The sequence below is a fragment of the Saccharopolyspora sp. NPDC045941 genome, assembly GCF_056431445.1.
The window spans coordinates 195,471-213,078 of the sequence record NZ_JBWKKU010000009.1 but is presented as its reverse complement, the minus strand read 5'-3'; the positions used below and the strand labels follow the sequence as shown (position 1 = coordinate 213,078).

Below are 17,608 nucleotides of genomic sequence, written 5' to 3'. Positions count from 1 at the left end.
AAGACGATCTTGTGGTGAGACCTCTTCTACCAGGACCCCACGCCCACTCTCTTCAAACCCCCCAGCACGCACCACCTCAAGACCTCAGCCCCCATTCCACTGAGATCACCTCAATGGAAATCGAACCTCTGATTTCAATGGAAATTGCGGCCCTCCGGCGCGTCGGACCCCGACACGCCGGAGGGTGTGGACAACTCCCGCAACTTCAATGGAACCAACCTTCGATTTCCAATTGAAACCGCGGGAACGTCAGCCGCGGAAGGCAGCGAGGCCGGTCAGGGCCTGGCCGATGGTCAGGGCGTGCATCTCGCTGGTGCCCTCGTAGGTCAGCACCGACTCCAGGTTCGTCATGTGCCGGATCACCGGGTATTCCAGCGAAATCCCGTTGGCGCCCAGGATGGTCCGGGCCGTGCGGGCCACTTCCAGCGCACCGCGGACGTTGTCCAGCTTGCCGAAGCTCACCTGCTGCGGGATCAGCTCGCCGGCATCCTTGCGCTTGCCGAGGTGCAGCGCCAGCAACCGTCCATTTTGGACGCGCACCGCCATGTCCGCGAGCTTGGCCTGGGTGAGCTGGAAGCCGCCGATCGGCCGGCCGAACTGCTCGCGGGTGGTCGCGTAGTCCAGCGCCGCCTCCAGGCAGCTGCGCCCGGCGCCGACCGCGCCCCACACGATGCCGTAGCGCGCCTCGTTCAGGCAGGACAGCGGCCCGCGCAGCCCGGTGACCTCCGGCAGCACCGCGTCGGCGGGCAGCCGGACGTCGTCGAGCACCAGCTCGCTGGTCACCGACGCCCGCAGCGAAAGCTTGTGCTTGATCTCCGGCGCCGAGAAGCCCGGCGTGTCGGTCGGCACGACGAAGCCGCGCACGCCCTCATCGGTCTGCGCCCACACCACGGCGACCGAGGCGACCGTGCCGTTGGTGATCCACATCTTGCGGCCGTTGAGCACCCAGTCGGAGCCGTCGCGGCGCGCGGCGGTGCGCATCGAGGCCGGGTCGGAGCCGTGGTCGGGCTCGGTCAGGCCGAAGCAGCCGATCGCCTCGCCCGCGGCCATCTGCGGCAGCCAGCGCTGCTTCTGCTCCTCCGAGCCCCACCGCCAGATCGCGAACATCGCGAGCGAGCCCTGCACCGAAACCAGCGAGCGCAGCCCGGAATCGCAGGCCTCCAGCTCCTCGCAGGCGATGCCGTAGTCCACTGCGGACAGTCCGGCGCAGCCGTAGCCCTCCAGGTGCATGCCCAGCACGCCGAGCTTGCCCAGTTCCCGGGCCAGTTCCCGGACCTGCGGGAGTTCGCCTCGCTCGAACCACTCCGCGACGTACGGCTGCACGTGGTCCCGGCACAGCGCGCGCACGCTGTCGCGCATCGCGAGCTGCTCCGGGGTGAATTCGGCGTCGATCCCCAGCGGATCGCGCGGGTCGAACGCGGGACGTTTTCCACCGGCACTCATTGCGGGCTCCTCCTCGATACGAGCGGGGAAAGCTGTTGTTCGGAGTCCTCCAGCCAGGCGAGGACTTCCTCGGTGTGTTCGCCGAGCAGCGGCGGCGCCGCCACCTCGGCGGTGCCGTGGCCGGAGAAGTCGATGGGCGTGCGCACCTGCATCGCCGCGCCGCCACCGGGATCGACCATCGGCCGCAGTCCCAGCGATTCGGCGTAGTGCACGGCCCGCGACAGGTCGTTGACCTGACCGCACGCGATGCCCACGCCCTGCAGGCGCCGCTGCCAGTCCGCGGCGGTCCGCGCGCCGAGCACGTTCTCCAGCTGCTTCGCCAGTTCCTCGCGGTTGGCCACCCGCTGCGCGTTGGTCGCGAACCTCGGGTCGTCGGGCAGCGCGACCAGGCCCAGCGCATCGCAGAGCTTGCGGAACTGCCCGTCGTTGCCGACCGCGACGGCCAGGAAGGCGTCCTCGCAGCGCAGCGCCTCGTACGGCGCGATGCTCGGGTGCCGGTTGCCCATCCGCTGCGGCGCGACCCCGGTGGTCAGCAGGTTGCTCATCTGGTTCGCCAGCGACGCCAGCAGGCTGGACAGCAGGTTCACCTCGACGTGCTGGCCGCGGCCGGTCAGCTCGCGGTGCCGCAGCGCCGCCATGATGCCCAGCGCCGCGTCCTTGCCGGTGAGCACGTCAACCAGCGCCACGCCGACCTTCATCGGCGCGCCGTCGGCCTCGCCGGTGATGCTCATCAGGCCACCGAGCGCCTGCACCACGAAGTCGTAGCCGGGCAGGTGCGCGCCTTCCTTGCTGCCGAACCCGGAGATCGAGGCGTAGACCAGCCGCGGGTTGATGCCGAGCGCGCTCTCGTGGTCCAGGCCGTAGCGGGCCAGCGAGCCCGACTTGAAGTTCTCCACCAGGACGTCGGCGTGGCGGATGAGCCGGCGCGCGGCCTCCTGCCCGGCCGGGTCGGCGAGGTCGAGGGTGATGCTGCGCTTGCTGCGGTTGACCGACTCGAAGTAGGCGGAGCTGTGCTCGGTCCAGGGCGGTCCCCACGAACGCGTGTCGTCGCCGCCTTCGGGGCGTTCCACCTTGATCACCGTCGCGCCGAGGTCGGCCAGCAGCATGGTCGCGTACGGCCCGGCCAGCACTCGGCTGAAGTCCGCGACGACCACGCCCTCCAGCGGCAGCGTCTCCATGCACCCACCCCTCCGCCAGGCGGACCAGCGCGAATGGGCGCGGTGGTCCGAACAGCGGCTTGCCTCGCCGTAATTTTGGATCCAATATACAGTTGATCGGGCGGCGGTCAAGACGCCGGAGAACCGCGAAAACCGGAGAGCCGATGCAACGACCACCCACCACCCAGGAGTTCGTCCTCGGCGAGCTCCGCAGGGCCATCGTGTCCGGCGAGCTGGCGCCGGGCCAGCCGATCCGGCAGGACACCATCGCCCAGCGCCTCGGAGTGAGCCGGGTTCCGCTGCGCGAGGCGCTGAAGACGCTGGAGGCCGAGGGCCAGGTGATCTACCAGCCGCACCGGGGATATTCGGTGGCGGAGCTGTCGCTGAGCGACCTGCTGGAGGTCTACCGGATGCGCGAGCTGCTCGAATCGGAAGCCGCGGCGGTGGCCACCGAGCGGCTCACCGAGGCCGACCTGGCCCGCATCACCGACGCCCAGGTCGACGTCGAGAAGGCCGCCGACAGCGGCGACCTGGTCGCGATGATCGCGGCGAACCGGCGGTTCCACTTCGCGCTGCTGGAGCCCGCCGGGATGCCCCGCCTGCTGCGCGTCGTGCGCACGCTCTGGGATGCCACCGACGCCTACCGCGCGGTGTACTACAACTCCAGCACCAACCGCGAGCGCGTCCGCCACGAGCACGATTCGATCGTGGCGGCGGTCGCGGACCGACGGGCCGACGACCTCGTGCGCCTGCTCGACGAGCACCGCAGGCACGCGGTCGACGCGCTGCGCGCCACCATCGCGTCCGAAGTGGACTGATCAGGCCGGGACTCAGGCCCGGAGCAGGATCTCCGCGGCTCGGCGCGCCTGGCGGACCGCGCCGTCGAAGCCCGCTGAGGCCGCGACCGTCGCGCCCTCGTAGAGCAGCAGGGCGCTGTCGGCGAAGTCCGCCGGATCGGCCAGCTCGGCCGCCGCGGCGAGCTGTTCGAAGTACTCGCGCATCCACCGCTTCTGGCCGATGATCACTGCGCGGGCCGGGCTCTCCGGGTCCGGGATCTCCGCCAGGGCGTTGACGAATCCGCAGCCCCGGAAGTCCGCGCCGCCCATCCACGCGTCGAGCGCGTCGAAGACCGCCAGCAGCTCGTCCGCCGGCGTGGCCGCGTGCTCGACGACCCACCGCTGGAGCCAGGTGCGCCAGCACTGGTCCCGCTCGACGAGGTACGCCGTGACCAGCTGGTCCTTCGAGCCGAAGCACGCGTACAGGGTCTTCTTCGTGACGCCCGCTCCGGCGGCGATCGCCTCGACGCCGACGGCGTGGATGCCCTGCCGGTAGAAAAGCTCGGCCGCCACGTCGAGCACCCGCCGCCCGGCCGGCGTCAGCCTCTCCAACAACTCCACGCCCCGACTATACCGACCGGTGTGTTGACACACCACGGCCGACCATGCCTACCCTGGTAACCACACCGGTCGGTATACATGCTCTGACCGGCGCCGAGACCCAGAACGGAGTGTTTCCCATGAGGGCAGTGCTGCTCACCGGCTTCGGCGGGCCGGAGAAGCTGGCGTACCGGGAAGACGTGCCCGAGCCGCAGGCCGGACCGGGCGAGGTGCGCATCCGGGTCGCCGCCACGGCGATCAACAATACCGACATCTGGACCCGCGAAGGCGCGTACGGCTCCCCCGACGATCCGGGGGCGAGCGCGGGCTGGCGGCGGGAGCCGCTGGAGTTCCCGCGCGTCCAGGGCGCCGACGTGGTCGGCCGCATCGACCAGACCGGCGCGGGCGTGCCCGGATCGCGGCTGGGCGAGCGGGTGATCGTCGACCCGATGCTCTACACCGGCGGCGAACGAGAACTGGTCGACACCGCGTACCTGGGCAGCGAGCGCGATGGCGGATTCGCCGAATTCACCACCGTGCCCGCCCAGAACGCCCACCAGATCGACAGCGACCTCGGCGATGCGGAGCTGGCGACCTTCCCCACCGCGTACGCGACGGCGATGCGGATGCTGAACCGGGCGGCCGTCGGCGCCGGCGAGACCGTGGTGGTCACCGGCGCCTCCGGCGGCGTCGGCTCGGCGCTGATCCAGCTCGCGACGCTGCGCGGAGCGCGCGTCGTGGCGATCACCAGCGACGCGAAGCGGGAGCGCGCGCTGCGCCTCGGAGCGCAAGCGACGGTGGACCGGCGCGCCGCCGACCTGGAGGCGGCGGTGCGGGCCGCGGTCGGCCCGGTCGACGTGGTCGCCGACGTCGTGGCCGGGCCGAGCTTCCCCGCGCTGCTGCGGATGCTCGGGCCGCTGGGCCGCTACGTCGTGGCCGGCGGGATCGCCGGCCCGCTGGTGGAGACGGACCTGCGCACGGTCTACCTCCGCCAGCTGCAGCTGATCGGCTCCTCGTTCGGCACCCACGACGACTTCGCCCAGCTCCTGCAGCACATCGCCCGCGGCGAGCTGACGCCGTTGCTGGCCGGGACGTACCCGCTGCGCGAACTGCCCGAAGCGCAGGAAGCCTTCGCCGCCAAGGACTTCTTCGGCAAGCTCGTGATCACCCTGGACGGTGCGGCATGATCCTGGACCGCGACCTGATCGTCGACGGGGTCCGGCTGGCCTACCGGCGGACCGCCGGCAGCACCGGCGAAACGCTCGTGTTCCTGCACGGAACGCCGTCGCACTCCTACATCTGGCGCAACGTGATCCCGCCCGTCGAAGCCGCGGGGCACGGCGTGCTGGCCTACGACCTGCTGGGCTACGGCGCCTCCGAGCGCCCGCCGAACCGCGACACCTCGGTCGAGGCGCAGGCGGATCTGCTCGAAGAAGTCCTGGCGCAGCAGGAAATCCGGCGCTGCGCGCTGATCGCCCACGACATCGGCGGCGCGGTGGCGCAGATCTTCGCCACCCGCCACCCGGACCGCGTCGAACGCCTGGTGCTGATCGACTCGGTGAGCTACGACTCGTGGCCGTCGAGCACCTGGCGGGAGATCATCCGCGACCACCTGGCCGACCACGCCGCCATGCCCCAGGCGGAGTTCGAGGCGATGCTGACCCGCCAGCTGGCGATGACCGTGGCGGACCCGACCCGGATGACCGGCGAAACCCTAGAGGCCTACCTCGCTCCGCACCGGACGCCGATGGGCCGGGCGTCGTTCTTCGAACACCAGGTCCGCCACTACGACTCGGCGCCGACGCAACGGGTGGCCCCGCTGCTGAAAACCCTTGCGGCGCCGGTGAAGATCGTGTGGGGAGCCGGGGACCGCTGGCAACCGCTCGCCTACGCGCAACGCCTGGCCGAGGACATCCCGGGCGCGCAGCTGTCGATCATCCCCGGCGCGGGCCACTTCCCCATGGAGGACGACCCGGCCCGGATCACCGAAGAGATCCTGACCTTCCTGAACCCACCCCGGGGGTGACGGAAGACCGCAACGCTCCGCGACGAAACTCGGCTTCGTGCTGCGGAGCGCTACGACCGGACACCGAAACGCCCCCTCCTCGCGGGCAGGGGGCGTTTCTCGCGACATGGTCAAGTGGCGCGGATCGGTGGCGGTAGCGTTTCACTCGTCGCCCACCGGTGGAAGAAGGTTTCGTGATCACGAATCAGGACCTGGTCGAGCTCTACGGTCCGGAGAACGTCGTCACAGTGTCGGCCGACGAGGCCGAACGGCTCCGCGTCCGCGACGCCGATGCTGAGGTGCTGGCGCGGGTGGGGATCCCCGCGTTCAGCCCGGTGATCTTCACCAACCACGTCGAAGGCGAGCCCCCTTTCCTGGAGGTCTTCGACGTCCGGACCAAGGACGGCTCCGTGCACCGGGAAGTCCTCCTCGGCTGGGTGCCGGACGATCCGGTCATCAACTTCTCGCTGGACGCGCAGGAGGGCTTCGTGACCTTCGTGCAGCGGACCGATCCACCGCAATTCGACGTGGTCAACAACAACTTGGCGGAGTTCGTCGAGTTCCTCTACCTGATCGACCGCTTCCGGATGCACCCGGTCGACGATCCGGACGTTCGCGAGAAGTCCCTCGGCGAGCTGCGCGACCAGCTGCGGGCCATGGACCCGTTCTCGTTCGAAGCCCCCGACCTCTGGTGGCCCAAGGTCCTGGCCCGCGTCGCCACCCCTGGCCCCGGCATCGACCCGTTCGCCTGATCGGGAAGGGCACGATCTCGCGCGAAGTCGACCGGACAGTGCCGACAAAGGCCGGATGCCGCTCATCACGCCTGGCGAGGGCGCTACGAGCAGCATCCGGCTCAGAGAGCCACCTGGTGTCGCGAAACCGCGCGAGCGGTCAGTTGTCGTAGGTGTAGAAGCCCTTGCCGGTCTTCTTGCCCTTGAGGCCGGCGTCGAGCATCCGCTGCAGCAGCGGCGGGGCCGCGTAGGTGGGCTCGGCGTACTCCGCGTACATCGAGTCCGCGATGGCCTTCAGGGTGTCCAGTCCGACCAGGTCCGACAGGCGCAGCGGGCCCATCGGGTGGGCGCAGCCCAGCACCATGCCCTTGTCGATGTCCTCGGCGGTGGCGAAGCCGCCCTCCAGCATCCGGATCGCCGACAGCAGGTACGGCACCAGCAGCGCGTTGACGATGAACCCGGACCGGTCCTTGGCCCGGATGGTCTCCTTGCCCAGCTGCTCACCGGCGAACGCCGTGGCCCGCGCGGTCGTGTCCTCGGCGGTCAGCAACGACGGCACGAGCTCGACGAGGTTGAGCACCGGCACCGGGTTGAAGAAGTGCACGCCGATGACCCGCTGCGGGCGCTTCGTGGCGCCGGCGAGCTTGGCGATCGGGATGGACGAGGTGTTCGACGCCAGGATCGCCTCCGGATCGGACACCACCTTGTCCAGCTCGGCGAACAGCTTGAGCTTCAGCCCCTCGTCCTCGGCGATCGCCTCGATGACCATGTCCCGGTCTTCGAGGTCGGCGACCGTGGTGGTGAAGTGCAGCCGGGACTGCGCCTCGTCGCGCTCGGCCTCGGTGAGCTTGCCCTTCTCCACCCCGCGGTTGAGCGACTTCCACAGCCTGGACCGGCCGGCGCGCGCGACCTCGGCGTTGACCTCGCACACGATCACGTCGATGCCGGCTCGGGCGCTGACCTCGGCGATGCCGCCGCCCATCTGCCCGCCACCGACGACTCCCAGGCGTTCGATCTTCGTCACCACACCGATCCTTCCGCTTCCGGCTGCGCTGCCGCTGCAGGGCCTTCGTCGGCCAGATCATGCCAAAAACAGCGATTGCCGACCGGTGAACAGTGCGCTAGGCCACGTCGATCACACCACCGCGCGGGAAGGGTGGGCCGTACGGAGCCGGGCCGGATCCCCCCGGGCCCGGCTCCGCGCGGTCGGACCCCCGGTCCGACCCTGACCCCCTGAAGTTCTTTCAGGTTACAGCACGCTCTGCGCATGAATGCATGCACTCCGAGCATGGATACGCGCTGGTCACCCCGGCTGGCACACCGGGCAGAAGAGGGTGCTGCGGCCGCCGATCCGCAATCGCCGCAAAGCCGACGAGCACCGCGGACACCTCCGGTCCGGCTCGTCGCGGTGCCCGGTCAGCCACGACGCGCCGTCCGGAACCCGGCCCGCGCGAACCGCCACCCGCAGCATCTCGCGCATCTCGCGGTGCAACCGGCCGAGATCGCCGTCGCTGAGCTCGGCGGTGGAGCGGTTCGGGTTGATCCTGGCCCGCCAGAGGATCTCGTCGGCGCAGATGTTGCCGAGCCCGGCGAGCACCGACTGATCCATCAGCGCCGGCTTGAGGCCGCGCCGGGTGCGGGTGAGCCGCGAGCCGAACTCGGCGGCGTCGATGCGCTGCGCGTCCGGGCCGAGGTCGGCCAGCAGACCGTCCACTTCGTCCTGCTCCCGCGCGAGGTGGATGCCGGTCAGCTTCCGCATGTCCCGGTAGCGGAGTTCGCCGGCGGCGAAGTCGAACACGACCCGGTCGTGCGCGTGCAGTTCCTCGTCGTGGGCGCACCACTGGAGATTCCCGGTCATCCCGAAGTGCACCAGCAAGGTCGGCGGCGCCGCCGAGGCGTTCGCGGCGGGCGCCGTCGGGATCAGCAACCACTTGCCGTGCCGCCGCGGCTCGGCGAAGAACCTGCGCCGCAGCGCGCGCTGGAACGCGTCCGCGCCGATGCCGCGCAACACCTGCGCGTCGTGCACACGCACCTCGCGCACCTGCTTGCCGGTCGCTTGCTCCGCGACCCGGCGAAATCCTGCTACGTCCGGCAATTCGGGCATGCCTCCCGGCTACCCGCCGGCGCGCCGTCCTAGCGGCCACTCCGGAAAGGCTCCGGGCAAGCACGTCCCGACGGCGCCCGGCACCGGTGGCGACGTCTCACGCCCGGTTCCCGAACGGCCCCTTAGCGGGTTCCGCTCGGCTTGGAGAGAATCCGGGCCATGAACATCCCACCTCTGCGGCGCGTGATGGTCGCGCGCGACCCGGCAGAACAACACCGCGTGGCCACGCCCTTGGAGCTGCTGTTCGACCTGTGCTTCGTCGCGGCCGTCGGCCAGGCCGCCGTGCAGCTGCACCACGGGCTCGCCGAGGGGCACTTCGCCGAGTTCGGCATCGGCTACGCCATGGTGTTCTTCGCGATCTGGTGGGCCTGGATGAACTTCACCTGGTTCGCCTCCGCCTTCGACACCGACGACGCCCTCTACCGCGCGCTGACGCTGCTGCAGATGGGCGGGGTGCTGGTGCTCGCCGCCGGGGTGCCCGGCGCGTTCCACGACTACGACTTCACCATCGTGACCATCGGGTACGTGGTGATGCGCGTGGCGATGGTCGCCCAGTGGCTGCGCGCCGCGCGCGAGCATCCCGACAGCCGCGGTTGCTCGCTGCGGTACGCGGCAGGCATCTCGGTGGTGCAGATCGGCTGGCTCCTGCGGCTGGCGCTGCCGCACCCGTGGGCCGAGGCCGGCTTCGCGCTGCTGGTGCTGGCCGAACTCGCGGTTCCGGCGTTCGCAGAGCGGCGCGCCCGGACCCCCTGGCACCCGCACCACATCGCGGAGCGCTACGGGCTGTTCACGATCATCGTGCTCGGCGAGGTAGTGCTGGCCGTGACCGCCGCGATCCAGGAGGACGTCTCCGACGGCGGATGGTCCCCGGAGCTGCTGGAGATCGGCATCGGCGGGCTGCTGATGATCTTCGCGATGTGGTGGATCTACTTCAAGCACTCCGCGGTCGAGCAGCTGCGCGACACGAAGCGCGCCCCGCTGGCCTGGGGATACGGCCACTACCTGGTGTTCGCCGCGGTCGCCGCGGTCGGCGCCGGGCTGGAGGTGGCCATCGACGTCAACGCCCACAAGGCGCACGTGAGCACCGTCGCCGGTGCGCTGACCGTCGCGATCCCGCTGATCGTCTACCTGGTGACGACGGCCGTCCTGCACTCCCGGATGGCCGACGCGGGCTCGCCGGTCCTGGTGCTGACGGGGGTGGGCTGCGCGCTGCTCGTGGTGGTGGCGCTGCTGGCGGACCGGCTCACCATCTCGGGTTCCGTGCTGACGATGGGAATCGTGATGGCCCTGGTGCTCGTCGCCGGGCTTTTCCTGCAGCAGCGCCGGATTTCGGCGGGATGACCCGCCGCCGTGGCCCCGTGCGCGCGGGGCCACGGCGCGAAGTCACCGCTGCAGAGCGGCCTCGGCAGCTTCGAGATCCTCGACGACGTCCAGGACGCCCCACCGCACCGGCCACGCGAAGCGCCGGTCGACGGTCCAGGCCAGCACCGCGTCGAGGTCGGCATCCTCCGGGCCGATCACCAAGGACGCCGCCGGGCCGACGGCCGGTTTGGCGATGGTGCACCAGGTCGACTCGTCCAGCGGGAACGAATCCTCCTGGAACATGTCGCCGATGAAGTCGCCCTCCTCAACGGGGCGCAGTTCCTCGTCGGATTCCTGGCCGAACTCGAAGTCACCGACGACCTCGCCGGTCAGGGCGCGCACGAACCGCAGCGCGTACTCCCCCATCACGGCCAGCACCCCGGAGGCGCCCCACAGCACCGCCGTCGTCTCCGCAGGCACTTCGATCGACCGCACGCACGCCGGCTCGTCGCCCAGGGACCACACCTCGACCCGCCCGTCGGCCGTCAGGCACGCACCGCGCTCCCCCGACGGTTCCCACGCCCAGGGGCGCTCGGGTCCCGCATCGTGCATGCCGATCTTCTTGGTCGTGTCGATGTCGAGGTGGAAGCGGCGGCCGTCCTCGTCGCGGACGTCGACGCCGCCGCCGTCCGGCAGCACGATCGCCAGCCGCGCGTCCGCATCGCGCATGCCCCAGTGCAACATTCCCGGGGTCTGCTCGACCGATTCGCCGACCTGGCTCCCGGTGCGGGCGTCGAGCACGGTCAGCGTGCCGGGCTCACCGCTCGCGACGGCGGCGACCAACCGGTCGTCCGGGCTCCACGCGAGCGGGGCGCTGAGGCCGTTCCAGCTGGCATCGCCGATTTGCGCCGCCCAACGCATCCGCCCGCCCGGCACGTCGACGACGCAGGCCATCGGGCCGTCGTCGCCCAGGAGCCGGGTGCCATCGCGCGACCACCGCACCTGGTGGAAGAAGAACTCGTAGCGGTCCGGCTCGCCGTCACGGCCGATCTGCGACGGTCCGAGCAGCTGCCTGGCCTCCGCCGGGATCGGCTCGGGGAGCAGTTCGGGCTGCGGGCCTTCGAGGTGGTCGAACTGGTGGGCGTAAACGACCTCGCCCCGGTCCAGCGGCGCGATGCAGCCCATCACCTCGTGGCTCGTGCGCATGCTGATGTAGGCGCGCCGGCCATCGGGTGCCAGCGCGAAGGTCGCGGACGAGTCGTTGCCGTCCGTCACGTCCGCGTAGCCGTGAGGGTTGGCGCTCTGCCCGAAGGGATCCCAGACCCCGACCTGGTTGGTGCAGAACCCGACCGCGAGGCGCGTGCCGTCGGCCGACCACTGCACCGTGTCGCGGTCGCCCAGCCAGCCGACGCCGCCGTCGATCACGATCTCGTTGACGGCGCGACCGGTGCTCATCTCCCAGATCTGCACCGTGCCCGCTTCCGCGTCTTCGCCCCACCGGCTGGTGGCCAGGTGCCGACCGCACGGGCTGAGCTCGAAGTCCAGCAGCCCGCCGCCGTCCTCGTAGGCGGGATGGGCGTGCGGGTGGCGCAACCGAGCACCGCGCGCCACCAACCGCTCGGTCGCCAGCCGGTGCGCCTGCGTGACGCCGTGCTCGCGTTCGAGCTCGGCCAGTTTCTCCCGCAGCGAAGGCAAATCCCGCTCCGGCGCGAACGCCGCCCACTCCGCTTCCCGGAGCAGGCCGAGCAATTCCGCCGGGTCGTTCGCCGCCGCCAACGCGTCGTGATCGGCGAAGGAACCATCGGCCTGCTCGCCGCGGAGCAACAACTCGTACAACTCGGCTTCCGGCAGCATCGGCACGCCGAGCTTCTGCTCCGCCAAGTCCGGTAAGCGAACCGAGAACACGACTTCCCCGGCCAGCACCGCATCCGGCGCAGCGTCCGGCTCGACCACCTGGGCGCCCAGCTCCGCCAACCGCCGTTCCAACTCCGCCCGGGAGACCGGCGCTTCGGTGCTGGACAGGTAGATCTTCTTGCCCTTCAGATCCATGATCGACCACAGTAGAGGTGGCCCCCGACGACCGGTGGCGAATCGGCGCCGGGCTGGCCGTCCGGGTGTGCGGCGGTGCGCATACCCTGTGGATCCCGATCCCTTCGAGGAGGCGGCATGCGAGAAGGCGACGTGGTGGCGGACTTCGCGCTGACCGACCAGCGCGGCAACGAACGCAAGCTGTCCGACCTGCTGGTCGACGGCCCAGTGGTGCTGTTCTTCTACCCCGCGGCGATGACGACCGGCTGCACGGCGGAGACCTGCCACTTCCGCGACCTGTCCGCGGAGTTCGCCGAGCTCGGCGCCCAGCCGGTCGGGATCAGCGCGGATTCGGTCGCCAAGCAGCAGAAGTTCGCCGACGCGCACGGCTTCGGCTTCCCGCTGCTGTCCGACTTCGACGGCACCGTGGCCCGCCAGTTCGGCGTGAAGCGGCGGTTCGGCCCGATCCCGGTGAAGCGGCACACGTTCGTCATCGACGAGCAGCGGCGGGTGCTGGCGGTGATCCGCAACGAGTTCCGGATGGCCGCGCACGCCGACACCGCGCTGGAAGTGCTCCGGCGGGGTGCCTAGGCAGGCCCGGTTCCGCGGGCCAGCGGCGCCCGCCAGCCGTAGCGCAGGGCGAGCAGCCTGACGACGATCGCGAGCAGTGCCGCGAGCGAGCTGGTGGCCGGCGTCAGCACGCCGGCCACGGCCAGGATCGACACCAGCGCGCTGCCGAGCAGGGCGGGCACCGCGTAGATCTCGCTCTTCGGGTGCAGCAGCGCCGGGATCTCGCCGGCGAGCAGGTCCCGGGCCACACCGCCGCCGATCGCCGTCGCCGCGCCGAGCGCGATCGCCGCCAGCGGATGCATGCCGTAGTTCAGCGCCTTGATGCTGCCCGCCACGCAGAACACGCCGAGGCCGACCGCGTCGAAGAACATCACGAACCGCCGGATCCGGGCCAGCCTCGGATGCCAGAAGAACACCACGACCGCGGCGACCAGCGGAGTGGTGAAGTAGGCGACGTTGGTGAACGCCACCGGCGGCACCGCGCCGATCACCAGGTCCCGGAACAGCCCGCCGCCCAGCGCGGTCACCTCGGCGAGCACCACGATGCCGACGGCGTCGAAGCGCTTCCGCACGGCGAGCAGCGCGCCGGAGAGCGCGAAGGCGAAGATCCCGACCAGGTCGAGGATCTCCTGCACCAGCGGATTCACGATCGCGGTATCCACCGAGACATTCTCACCGCCACCGCCGGAGTTCCTCCAATCAGCCGCAAGCTAGTAGCGCATTCGACCGGCTCAGGCGGCCGAACGCGCCCGCGTTCTCAGCGGTTCTTTCGGAATGCGGCGTCAGCCGCATGCGGTGAGGGACTCAGCTCGCACCGCCGCGGGTTCTCAGACAGCGCCCACCCCGTCGGGGTTCTTGGCGAGGACAGCCCCAGCGCCGTGTATTGGTCATACACAAGTCGGGGATCCCACAGTCCAGACGGCGTCTGAGGTTCCGCCACCCGCACCGCCGCGCAGGGCGAGTTCGGAAACCATCACTCAGCCGATCGGGCGACGGGAAATCGCTCAGGCGGGTGGGTTCTCGCAGGTGGGGTTGAGGAGCTTCTGGACGTCGGGCCCGTCGACGTTCTGCTTGGTGATCAGCACCGCGCCGGTGTCCGGGTCCGGCAGCGGGTCCGCCGAGCCGCGGATCTTGCCGACCGCCGCGTTCACCGACGCGTAGCCCATCTTGAACGGGTTCTGCGCGATCAGGCCGGTGATCACGCCGTCCCGCAGGCCCTGGATCTCGCCCTCCGAGGTGTCCCAGCCGATGACCTTCACCTGGCCGGCCTTGCCCGCCTGCCGCACCGCCTCGGCCGCGCCGAGCACGCTGGGCTCGTTGGCCGCGTAGATGGCGTTGAGGTCCGGGTTCGCGGTGAGGATGTCCTGGGTGACCTGCAGCGCCCGGTTGTAGTCGCTGTCGCTGGACTGCTGCGCGACCAGCTGCAACCCGGGGTGCTTGGCCAGGCCCTTCTTGAAGCCCTCGGCGCGCGTCTCGTTGGTGCTCGTGCCCGGTTGGAACTCGATGAACGCCACCTTGCCGCGGCCGCCGAGCTGCTCGGCGAGCGCGTCGGTGGCCTGTTCCGCGGCGGCGACGTTGTTCGTCGCGAACACCGGCACGTCCGGCGGCTGCGGCGTGGTGCCGGAATCCATGTTGACCACCGTGGTGCCCTGGCCCTGCGCGGACTTGGTGATGTCGGCCAGCGCCTTGGCGTCCGTCGCCGCGTACACCAGGCCCTTGACGTCGCCCTGCGAGAGCAGGTCCTGCAGCAGGCTCTGCTGGCCGCTGACGTCGCTCTCGGCGTGCACCCCGTCCCAGTGGATCGTCACGTCCGGGTGCTTGGACCCGGCGCACTCGGCGCCGACCCGCACCTTCTCCCAGAAGTCGAAACCGATCGCCTTCGGCACCACGGCCAGCTTGATCGGCCCACCCTGCTGGACGCCGCCGCCAGTCTGCTCGCGCACCCCGACGCTGCACCCGGCGGCAGCAACCGAAAGCAGCACGCACGTCGCGGTCAGTACCTTCTTCATCGGCCGAGCTCCCTTGCTCATCGCGGCTTGCTGAGTTGGTGTTCGGGACTTGTCTCGAAGCGGCGAAGCCGCTTGGCGCACTCCCGCAGGGGGGCCGCTACCCGCACCGCTGCGCAAAGCGAGTTCTGCGGCAGATTCCTCATGTGGCATCGCCGCCGAGCTTGCGCCGTTGGTACCGGTCCCACCAGACCGCCAGCCAGATGATCACGCCGATCAGCACGTTCTGGTAGAAGGTGCTGATGTTGAGCTGGACCGCCCCGTTGCGGATGACCGCGACCAGGAAGGCCCCGATCAGCGACCCCCACACGGTGCCGCGACCGCCGAACAGGCTCGCCCCGCCGATGACGACCGCGGCGATGACATCGAGTTCCAGGCCCTCGCCGAAATTCGGCTGGCCCGAGTGGATCCGGGACGCCGCGATCATGCCGCCGAGCCCGGCCAGCGCGCCGGAGAGCACGTAGACGGACGTGGTGTAGCGCCGCACCGGCACGCCCGACAGCCGCGCGGCCTCCATGTTGGAGCCCATCACGTACGCGTAGCGGCCGAGGCGGGTGCGGGTGAGCACCACGTGCCCGGCCACCGCGACGAGCGCGATGAGCAGCACCGGGATCGGGATGCTGTTGATGACGCCCTGCCCGAGCAGCCGGAACGACTCCGGCGCGCCGAACACCGCGACGGCGCCGGTGGCGATCAGCACCAGCCCGCGGGCGACGCTGAGCATGCCGAGGGTGGCGATGAACGGCGGCAGCCCGACCACCGACACCAGCAGCCCGTTGACCAGCCCGGCGACCGCGCCGACCAGGATGCCGCCGACGACGCCCACCAGCGGGTTGAAGCCGTACTCGGCCATCAGCAGCACGCCGAGCACCCCGGACAGCGCCGCCACCGAACCCACCGACAGGTCGATGCCACCGGTGATGATCACCAGCGTCACCCCGACCGCCATCACCGCGTTCACCGAGGTCTGCGAGCCGAGGTTGAACAGGTTGTCCGCGGTGAGGAAGGCCGGCGCGATGACCGAAAGCACGATGAACACGACGATCAGCGCGCCTGCCGCGGCGACCTGCGAGACCGCGCCGGAGAGCCGGTCGCCCAGCGCTCCCAGCGGGCCGCGGTCCCCAGTGGACGGTGACTTGGTCCGCTCAGTCATGAGTTGCCCCCGTTTTCGGCATTGCGGGCTCCGGTCGCCAGCGCGACGACGCGTTCCTCGGAGAACTCCGCGCGGCGGACCTCCCCGGTGATCCGCCCGCCGCGCATGACCAGGATCCGATCGCACATGTTCAGCAGCTCCGGCAGGTAGCTGGAGATGAACACCACCGCTTTCCCGCGCGCGGCAAGGGAATCCATCTGCTGGAACATCTCCGACTTGGCCCCGACGTCCATGCCGCGGCCGGGTTCGTCGAAGAACAGCACCTCCGCGCCGGTCTCCAGCCACCGCGCCAGGATCACCTTCTGCTGGTTGCCGCCGGAGAGCAGCCGCACCGGACGCCCCACCCACGGCACCCGGATGCGCAGGCCGTCGCGCTCCCGCTCCGCGATCCGCCGCTCGCCGGCGAGGTCGATCAGGCCGGCGCGCATCGGCAGCTTCGCCATCGTGATGTTCTTGTCCACCCCCAGTTGGAGGGCAAGACCATCGGTCTTCCGGCTCTCGGTGAGGTATCCGATGCCGGCGGCGATCGCGTCGGACGGGCCGCGGATGCGCAACCGCTTGCCGTCCAAGGTGATCGTGCCCGCGTCCGGCAGCTCCGCGCCGAACACCGCGCGCGCCAGCTCGGTGCGCCCGGCCCCGACGAGCCCGGCCAGCCCGACGATCTCGCCGGCCCGGACCTCGAAGGAGACGTCGCGGACGACGTCGTCCCGGGTGAGCCCGTCGACCTTCAGCCGCACCTCGCCGGGCGGGTTGTGGTGGCGCGGGTACAGGTTCTCCACCTCGCGGCCGACCATGAGCTGCACCAGCCCGGCCTCGTCCAGCTCGGTCACCGGCCGGGTGGCGACGACCGCGCCATCGCGCATTACAGTCACCCGGTCGCCGATCTCGAAGATCTCGTCCAGCCGGTGCGAGATGTAGAGCACCGCGATGCCCTTGGCGGTCAGCTCCCGGACGATGCCGAACAGCTCTTCCGCCTCCCGCTCGGTGAGGCTGGCCGTGGGCTCGTCCAGGATGAGCACTTTCGCCTGCACGGCAAGGGCTTTCGCCAGTTCGACGCGCTGCTGCTCCGCAGTGGACAGCAGCGCCACCCGGCGTCCCGGGTCGATGTCCAGGCCGACGTGGCCGAGCAGCTCCCGCGCGGCGCGGCGTTCCCCGGCCCGCGAGATCCACCCGCCGCGGCCGGGTTCGTGGCCGATGAACAGGTTCTCGGCCACCGACAGGTCCGGCGCCAGCGCGAACTCCTGGTGGACCATGGACACGCCGAGCCGCCGGGCCGTGCCCGGCCCCTGGTAGGCGACGGGGACGCCGTCCAGTTCGATGCGGCCGCTGCTGGGCTGCTCGATCTGGGCGATCAGCTTCATCAGCGTCGACTTGCCCGCGCCGTTCTCCCCGGCGAACACGTGCACCTCGCCGGGCGGGATGGCGAGCGTGACGTCGGAGACCGCGACCACCCCGGGAAACCGCTTGCCCACGCCGTGCAGCGCGACGGCGGGTCGGTCCTGCTCGGTGGACGTCACGAAGCGCCTCCCATCGGATCCGCGTGATCGTTCCTTCGGGCTCGCAGTGCGCCGGATCATACCCACAACGAACACCCGGGGAAAAGGTTGGAACGAAGCCAAGTATTCGATTACCAGTACACCGCCGCCGTGACCAGTCGAGTGGACCGGCGTACGCCGGGGCCGCGGATCCGTAAGCTCATTGGGGACGAATCCACGATCTTCGAGGCAGGAGGC

16 protein-coding genes are annotated in these 17,608 nt (G+C 70.5%); 6 read left to right on the top strand and 10 right to left on the bottom strand.

What is annotated here, in order from left to right; translation table 11 throughout:
• Window positions 1-249: 249 nt before the first annotated feature.
• Entirely contained in the window at window positions 250-1,443 is a 1,194-nt protein-coding gene (locus AC07FN_RS10240) for an acyl-CoA dehydrogenase family protein (protein ID WP_478395331.1), read from the bottom strand.
• Window positions 1,440-2,621 (bottom strand): CaiB/BaiF CoA transferase family protein, encoded by a 1,182-nt coding sequence (locus AC07FN_RS10235; protein ID WP_478395330.1) that lies wholly within the window; start codon window positions 2,619-2,621, stop codon window positions 1,440-1,442. The genes AC07FN_RS10240 and AC07FN_RS10235 overlap by 4 nt, the downstream gene beginning before the upstream one ends.
• Before the next feature lie 143 nt (window positions 2,622-2,764).
• Between AC07FN_RS10235 and AC07FN_RS10230 the strand changes: the two genes are divergently transcribed.
• Window positions 2,765-3,418 carry a GntR family transcriptional regulator gene (locus AC07FN_RS10230; protein WP_452612766.1) on the top strand — a complete coding sequence of 218 codons (654 nt, stop codon included), beginning with the start codon at window positions 2,765-2,767 and terminating at the stop codon, window positions 3,416-3,418.
• Window positions 3,419-3,430: 12 nt separating this feature from the next.
• On the opposite strand, the gene AC07FN_RS10225 is transcribed toward AC07FN_RS10230, so the two are convergent.
• Entirely contained in the window at window positions 3,431-3,991 is a 561-nt protein-coding gene (locus tag AC07FN_RS10225; RefSeq protein WP_478395339.1) for a TetR/AcrR family transcriptional regulator, read from the bottom strand.
• Between the two features lie 125 nt (window positions 3,992-4,116).
• Between AC07FN_RS10225 and AC07FN_RS10220 the strand changes: the two genes are divergently transcribed.
• From AC07FN_RS10220 to AC07FN_RS10210, 3 genes are all read left to right on the top strand, one after another.
• Window positions 4,117-5,163: an alcohol dehydrogenase family protein gene (locus AC07FN_RS10220; RefSeq protein ID WP_478395329.1), complete on the top strand. Its 1,047-nt coding sequence runs from the start codon at window positions 4,117-4,119 to the stop codon at window positions 5,161-5,163.
• A complete protein-coding gene (locus AC07FN_RS10215) occupies window positions 5,160-6,002 on the top strand; it encodes an alpha/beta fold hydrolase (RefSeq protein WP_478395328.1) in 843 nt (280 codons plus the stop codon). The genes AC07FN_RS10220 and AC07FN_RS10215 overlap by 4 nt, the downstream gene beginning before the upstream one ends.
• A gap of 173 nt (window positions 6,003-6,175) precedes the next feature.
• Window positions 6,176-6,733, top strand: a complete 558-nt coding sequence (locus tag AC07FN_RS10210) for an SUKH-4 family immunity protein (RefSeq protein WP_478395327.1) — start codon at window positions 6,176-6,178, stop codon at window positions 6,731-6,733.
• Window positions 6,734-6,872: 139 nt separating this feature from the next.
• Here the strand turns inward: AC07FN_RS10210 and AC07FN_RS10205 are convergent, their stop codons facing one another.
• Window positions 6,873-7,736: a 3-hydroxybutyryl-CoA dehydrogenase gene (locus AC07FN_RS10205; protein WP_478395326.1), complete on the bottom strand. Its 864-nt coding sequence runs from the start codon at window positions 7,734-7,736 to the stop codon at window positions 6,873-6,875.
• Window positions 7,737-8,015: 279 nt separating this feature from the next.
• Window positions 8,016-8,816, bottom strand: coding sequence for an Fpg/Nei family DNA glycosylase (locus AC07FN_RS10200; RefSeq protein ID WP_478395325.1), 801 nt, complete (start codon window positions 8,814-8,816; stop codon window positions 8,016-8,018).
• A gap of 159 nt (window positions 8,817-8,975) precedes the next feature.
• Here AC07FN_RS10200 and AC07FN_RS10195 point away from each other — a divergent pair, with 159 nt between their 5' ends.
• Window positions 8,976-10,157 carry a low temperature requirement protein A gene (locus AC07FN_RS10195; protein ID WP_478395324.1) on the top strand — a complete coding sequence of 394 codons (1,182 nt, stop codon included), beginning with the start codon at window positions 8,976-8,978 and terminating at the stop codon, window positions 10,155-10,157.
• A gap of 42 nt (window positions 10,158-10,199) precedes the next feature.
• Here AC07FN_RS10195 and AC07FN_RS10190 read toward each other — a convergent pair whose 3' ends face one another.
• The gene (locus AC07FN_RS10190) at window positions 10,200-12,167 is read right to left on the bottom strand and encodes a hypothetical protein (protein ID WP_478395323.1); all 1,968 of its coding nucleotides are present in this window, start codon (window positions 12,165-12,167) and stop codon (window positions 10,200-10,202) included.
• Between the two features lie 117 nt (window positions 12,168-12,284).
• Between AC07FN_RS10190 and AC07FN_RS10185 the strand changes: the two genes are divergently transcribed.
• Complete coding sequence (locus AC07FN_RS10185) at window positions 12,285-12,737, top strand: peroxiredoxin (protein ID WP_452612774.1); 453 nt, start codon at window positions 12,285-12,287, stop codon at window positions 12,735-12,737.
• Here the strand turns inward: AC07FN_RS10185 and AC07FN_RS10180 are convergent.
• The 4 genes from AC07FN_RS10180 to AC07FN_RS10165 form a co-directional block, all read right to left on the bottom strand.
• Window positions 12,734-13,378, bottom strand: a complete 645-nt coding sequence (locus AC07FN_RS10180; RefSeq protein ID WP_478395322.1) for a trimeric intracellular cation channel family protein — start codon at window positions 13,376-13,378, stop codon at window positions 12,734-12,736. The two genes, AC07FN_RS10185 and AC07FN_RS10180, sit on opposite strands and share 4 nt — an antisense overlap.
• Before the next feature lie 342 nt (window positions 13,379-13,720).
• The gene (locus AC07FN_RS10175) at window positions 13,721-14,725 is read right to left on the bottom strand and encodes a substrate-binding domain-containing protein (RefSeq protein ID WP_478395321.1); all 1,005 of its coding nucleotides are present in this window, start codon (window positions 14,723-14,725) and stop codon (window positions 13,721-13,723) included.
• Window positions 14,726-14,864: 139 nt separating this feature from the next.
• The gene (locus AC07FN_RS10170; protein ID WP_478395320.1) at window positions 14,865-15,875 is read right to left on the bottom strand and encodes an ABC transporter permease; all 1,011 of its coding nucleotides are present in this window, start codon (window positions 15,873-15,875) and stop codon (window positions 14,865-14,867) included.
• On the bottom strand, window positions 15,872-17,392 hold the full coding sequence (locus AC07FN_RS10165; RefSeq protein ID WP_478395319.1) for a sugar ABC transporter ATP-binding protein: 1,521 nt from the start codon (window positions 17,390-17,392) through the stop codon (window positions 15,872-15,874). The genes AC07FN_RS10170 and AC07FN_RS10165 overlap by 4 nt, the downstream gene beginning before the upstream one ends.
• Between the last annotated feature and the right edge of the window lie 216 nt (window positions 17,393-17,608).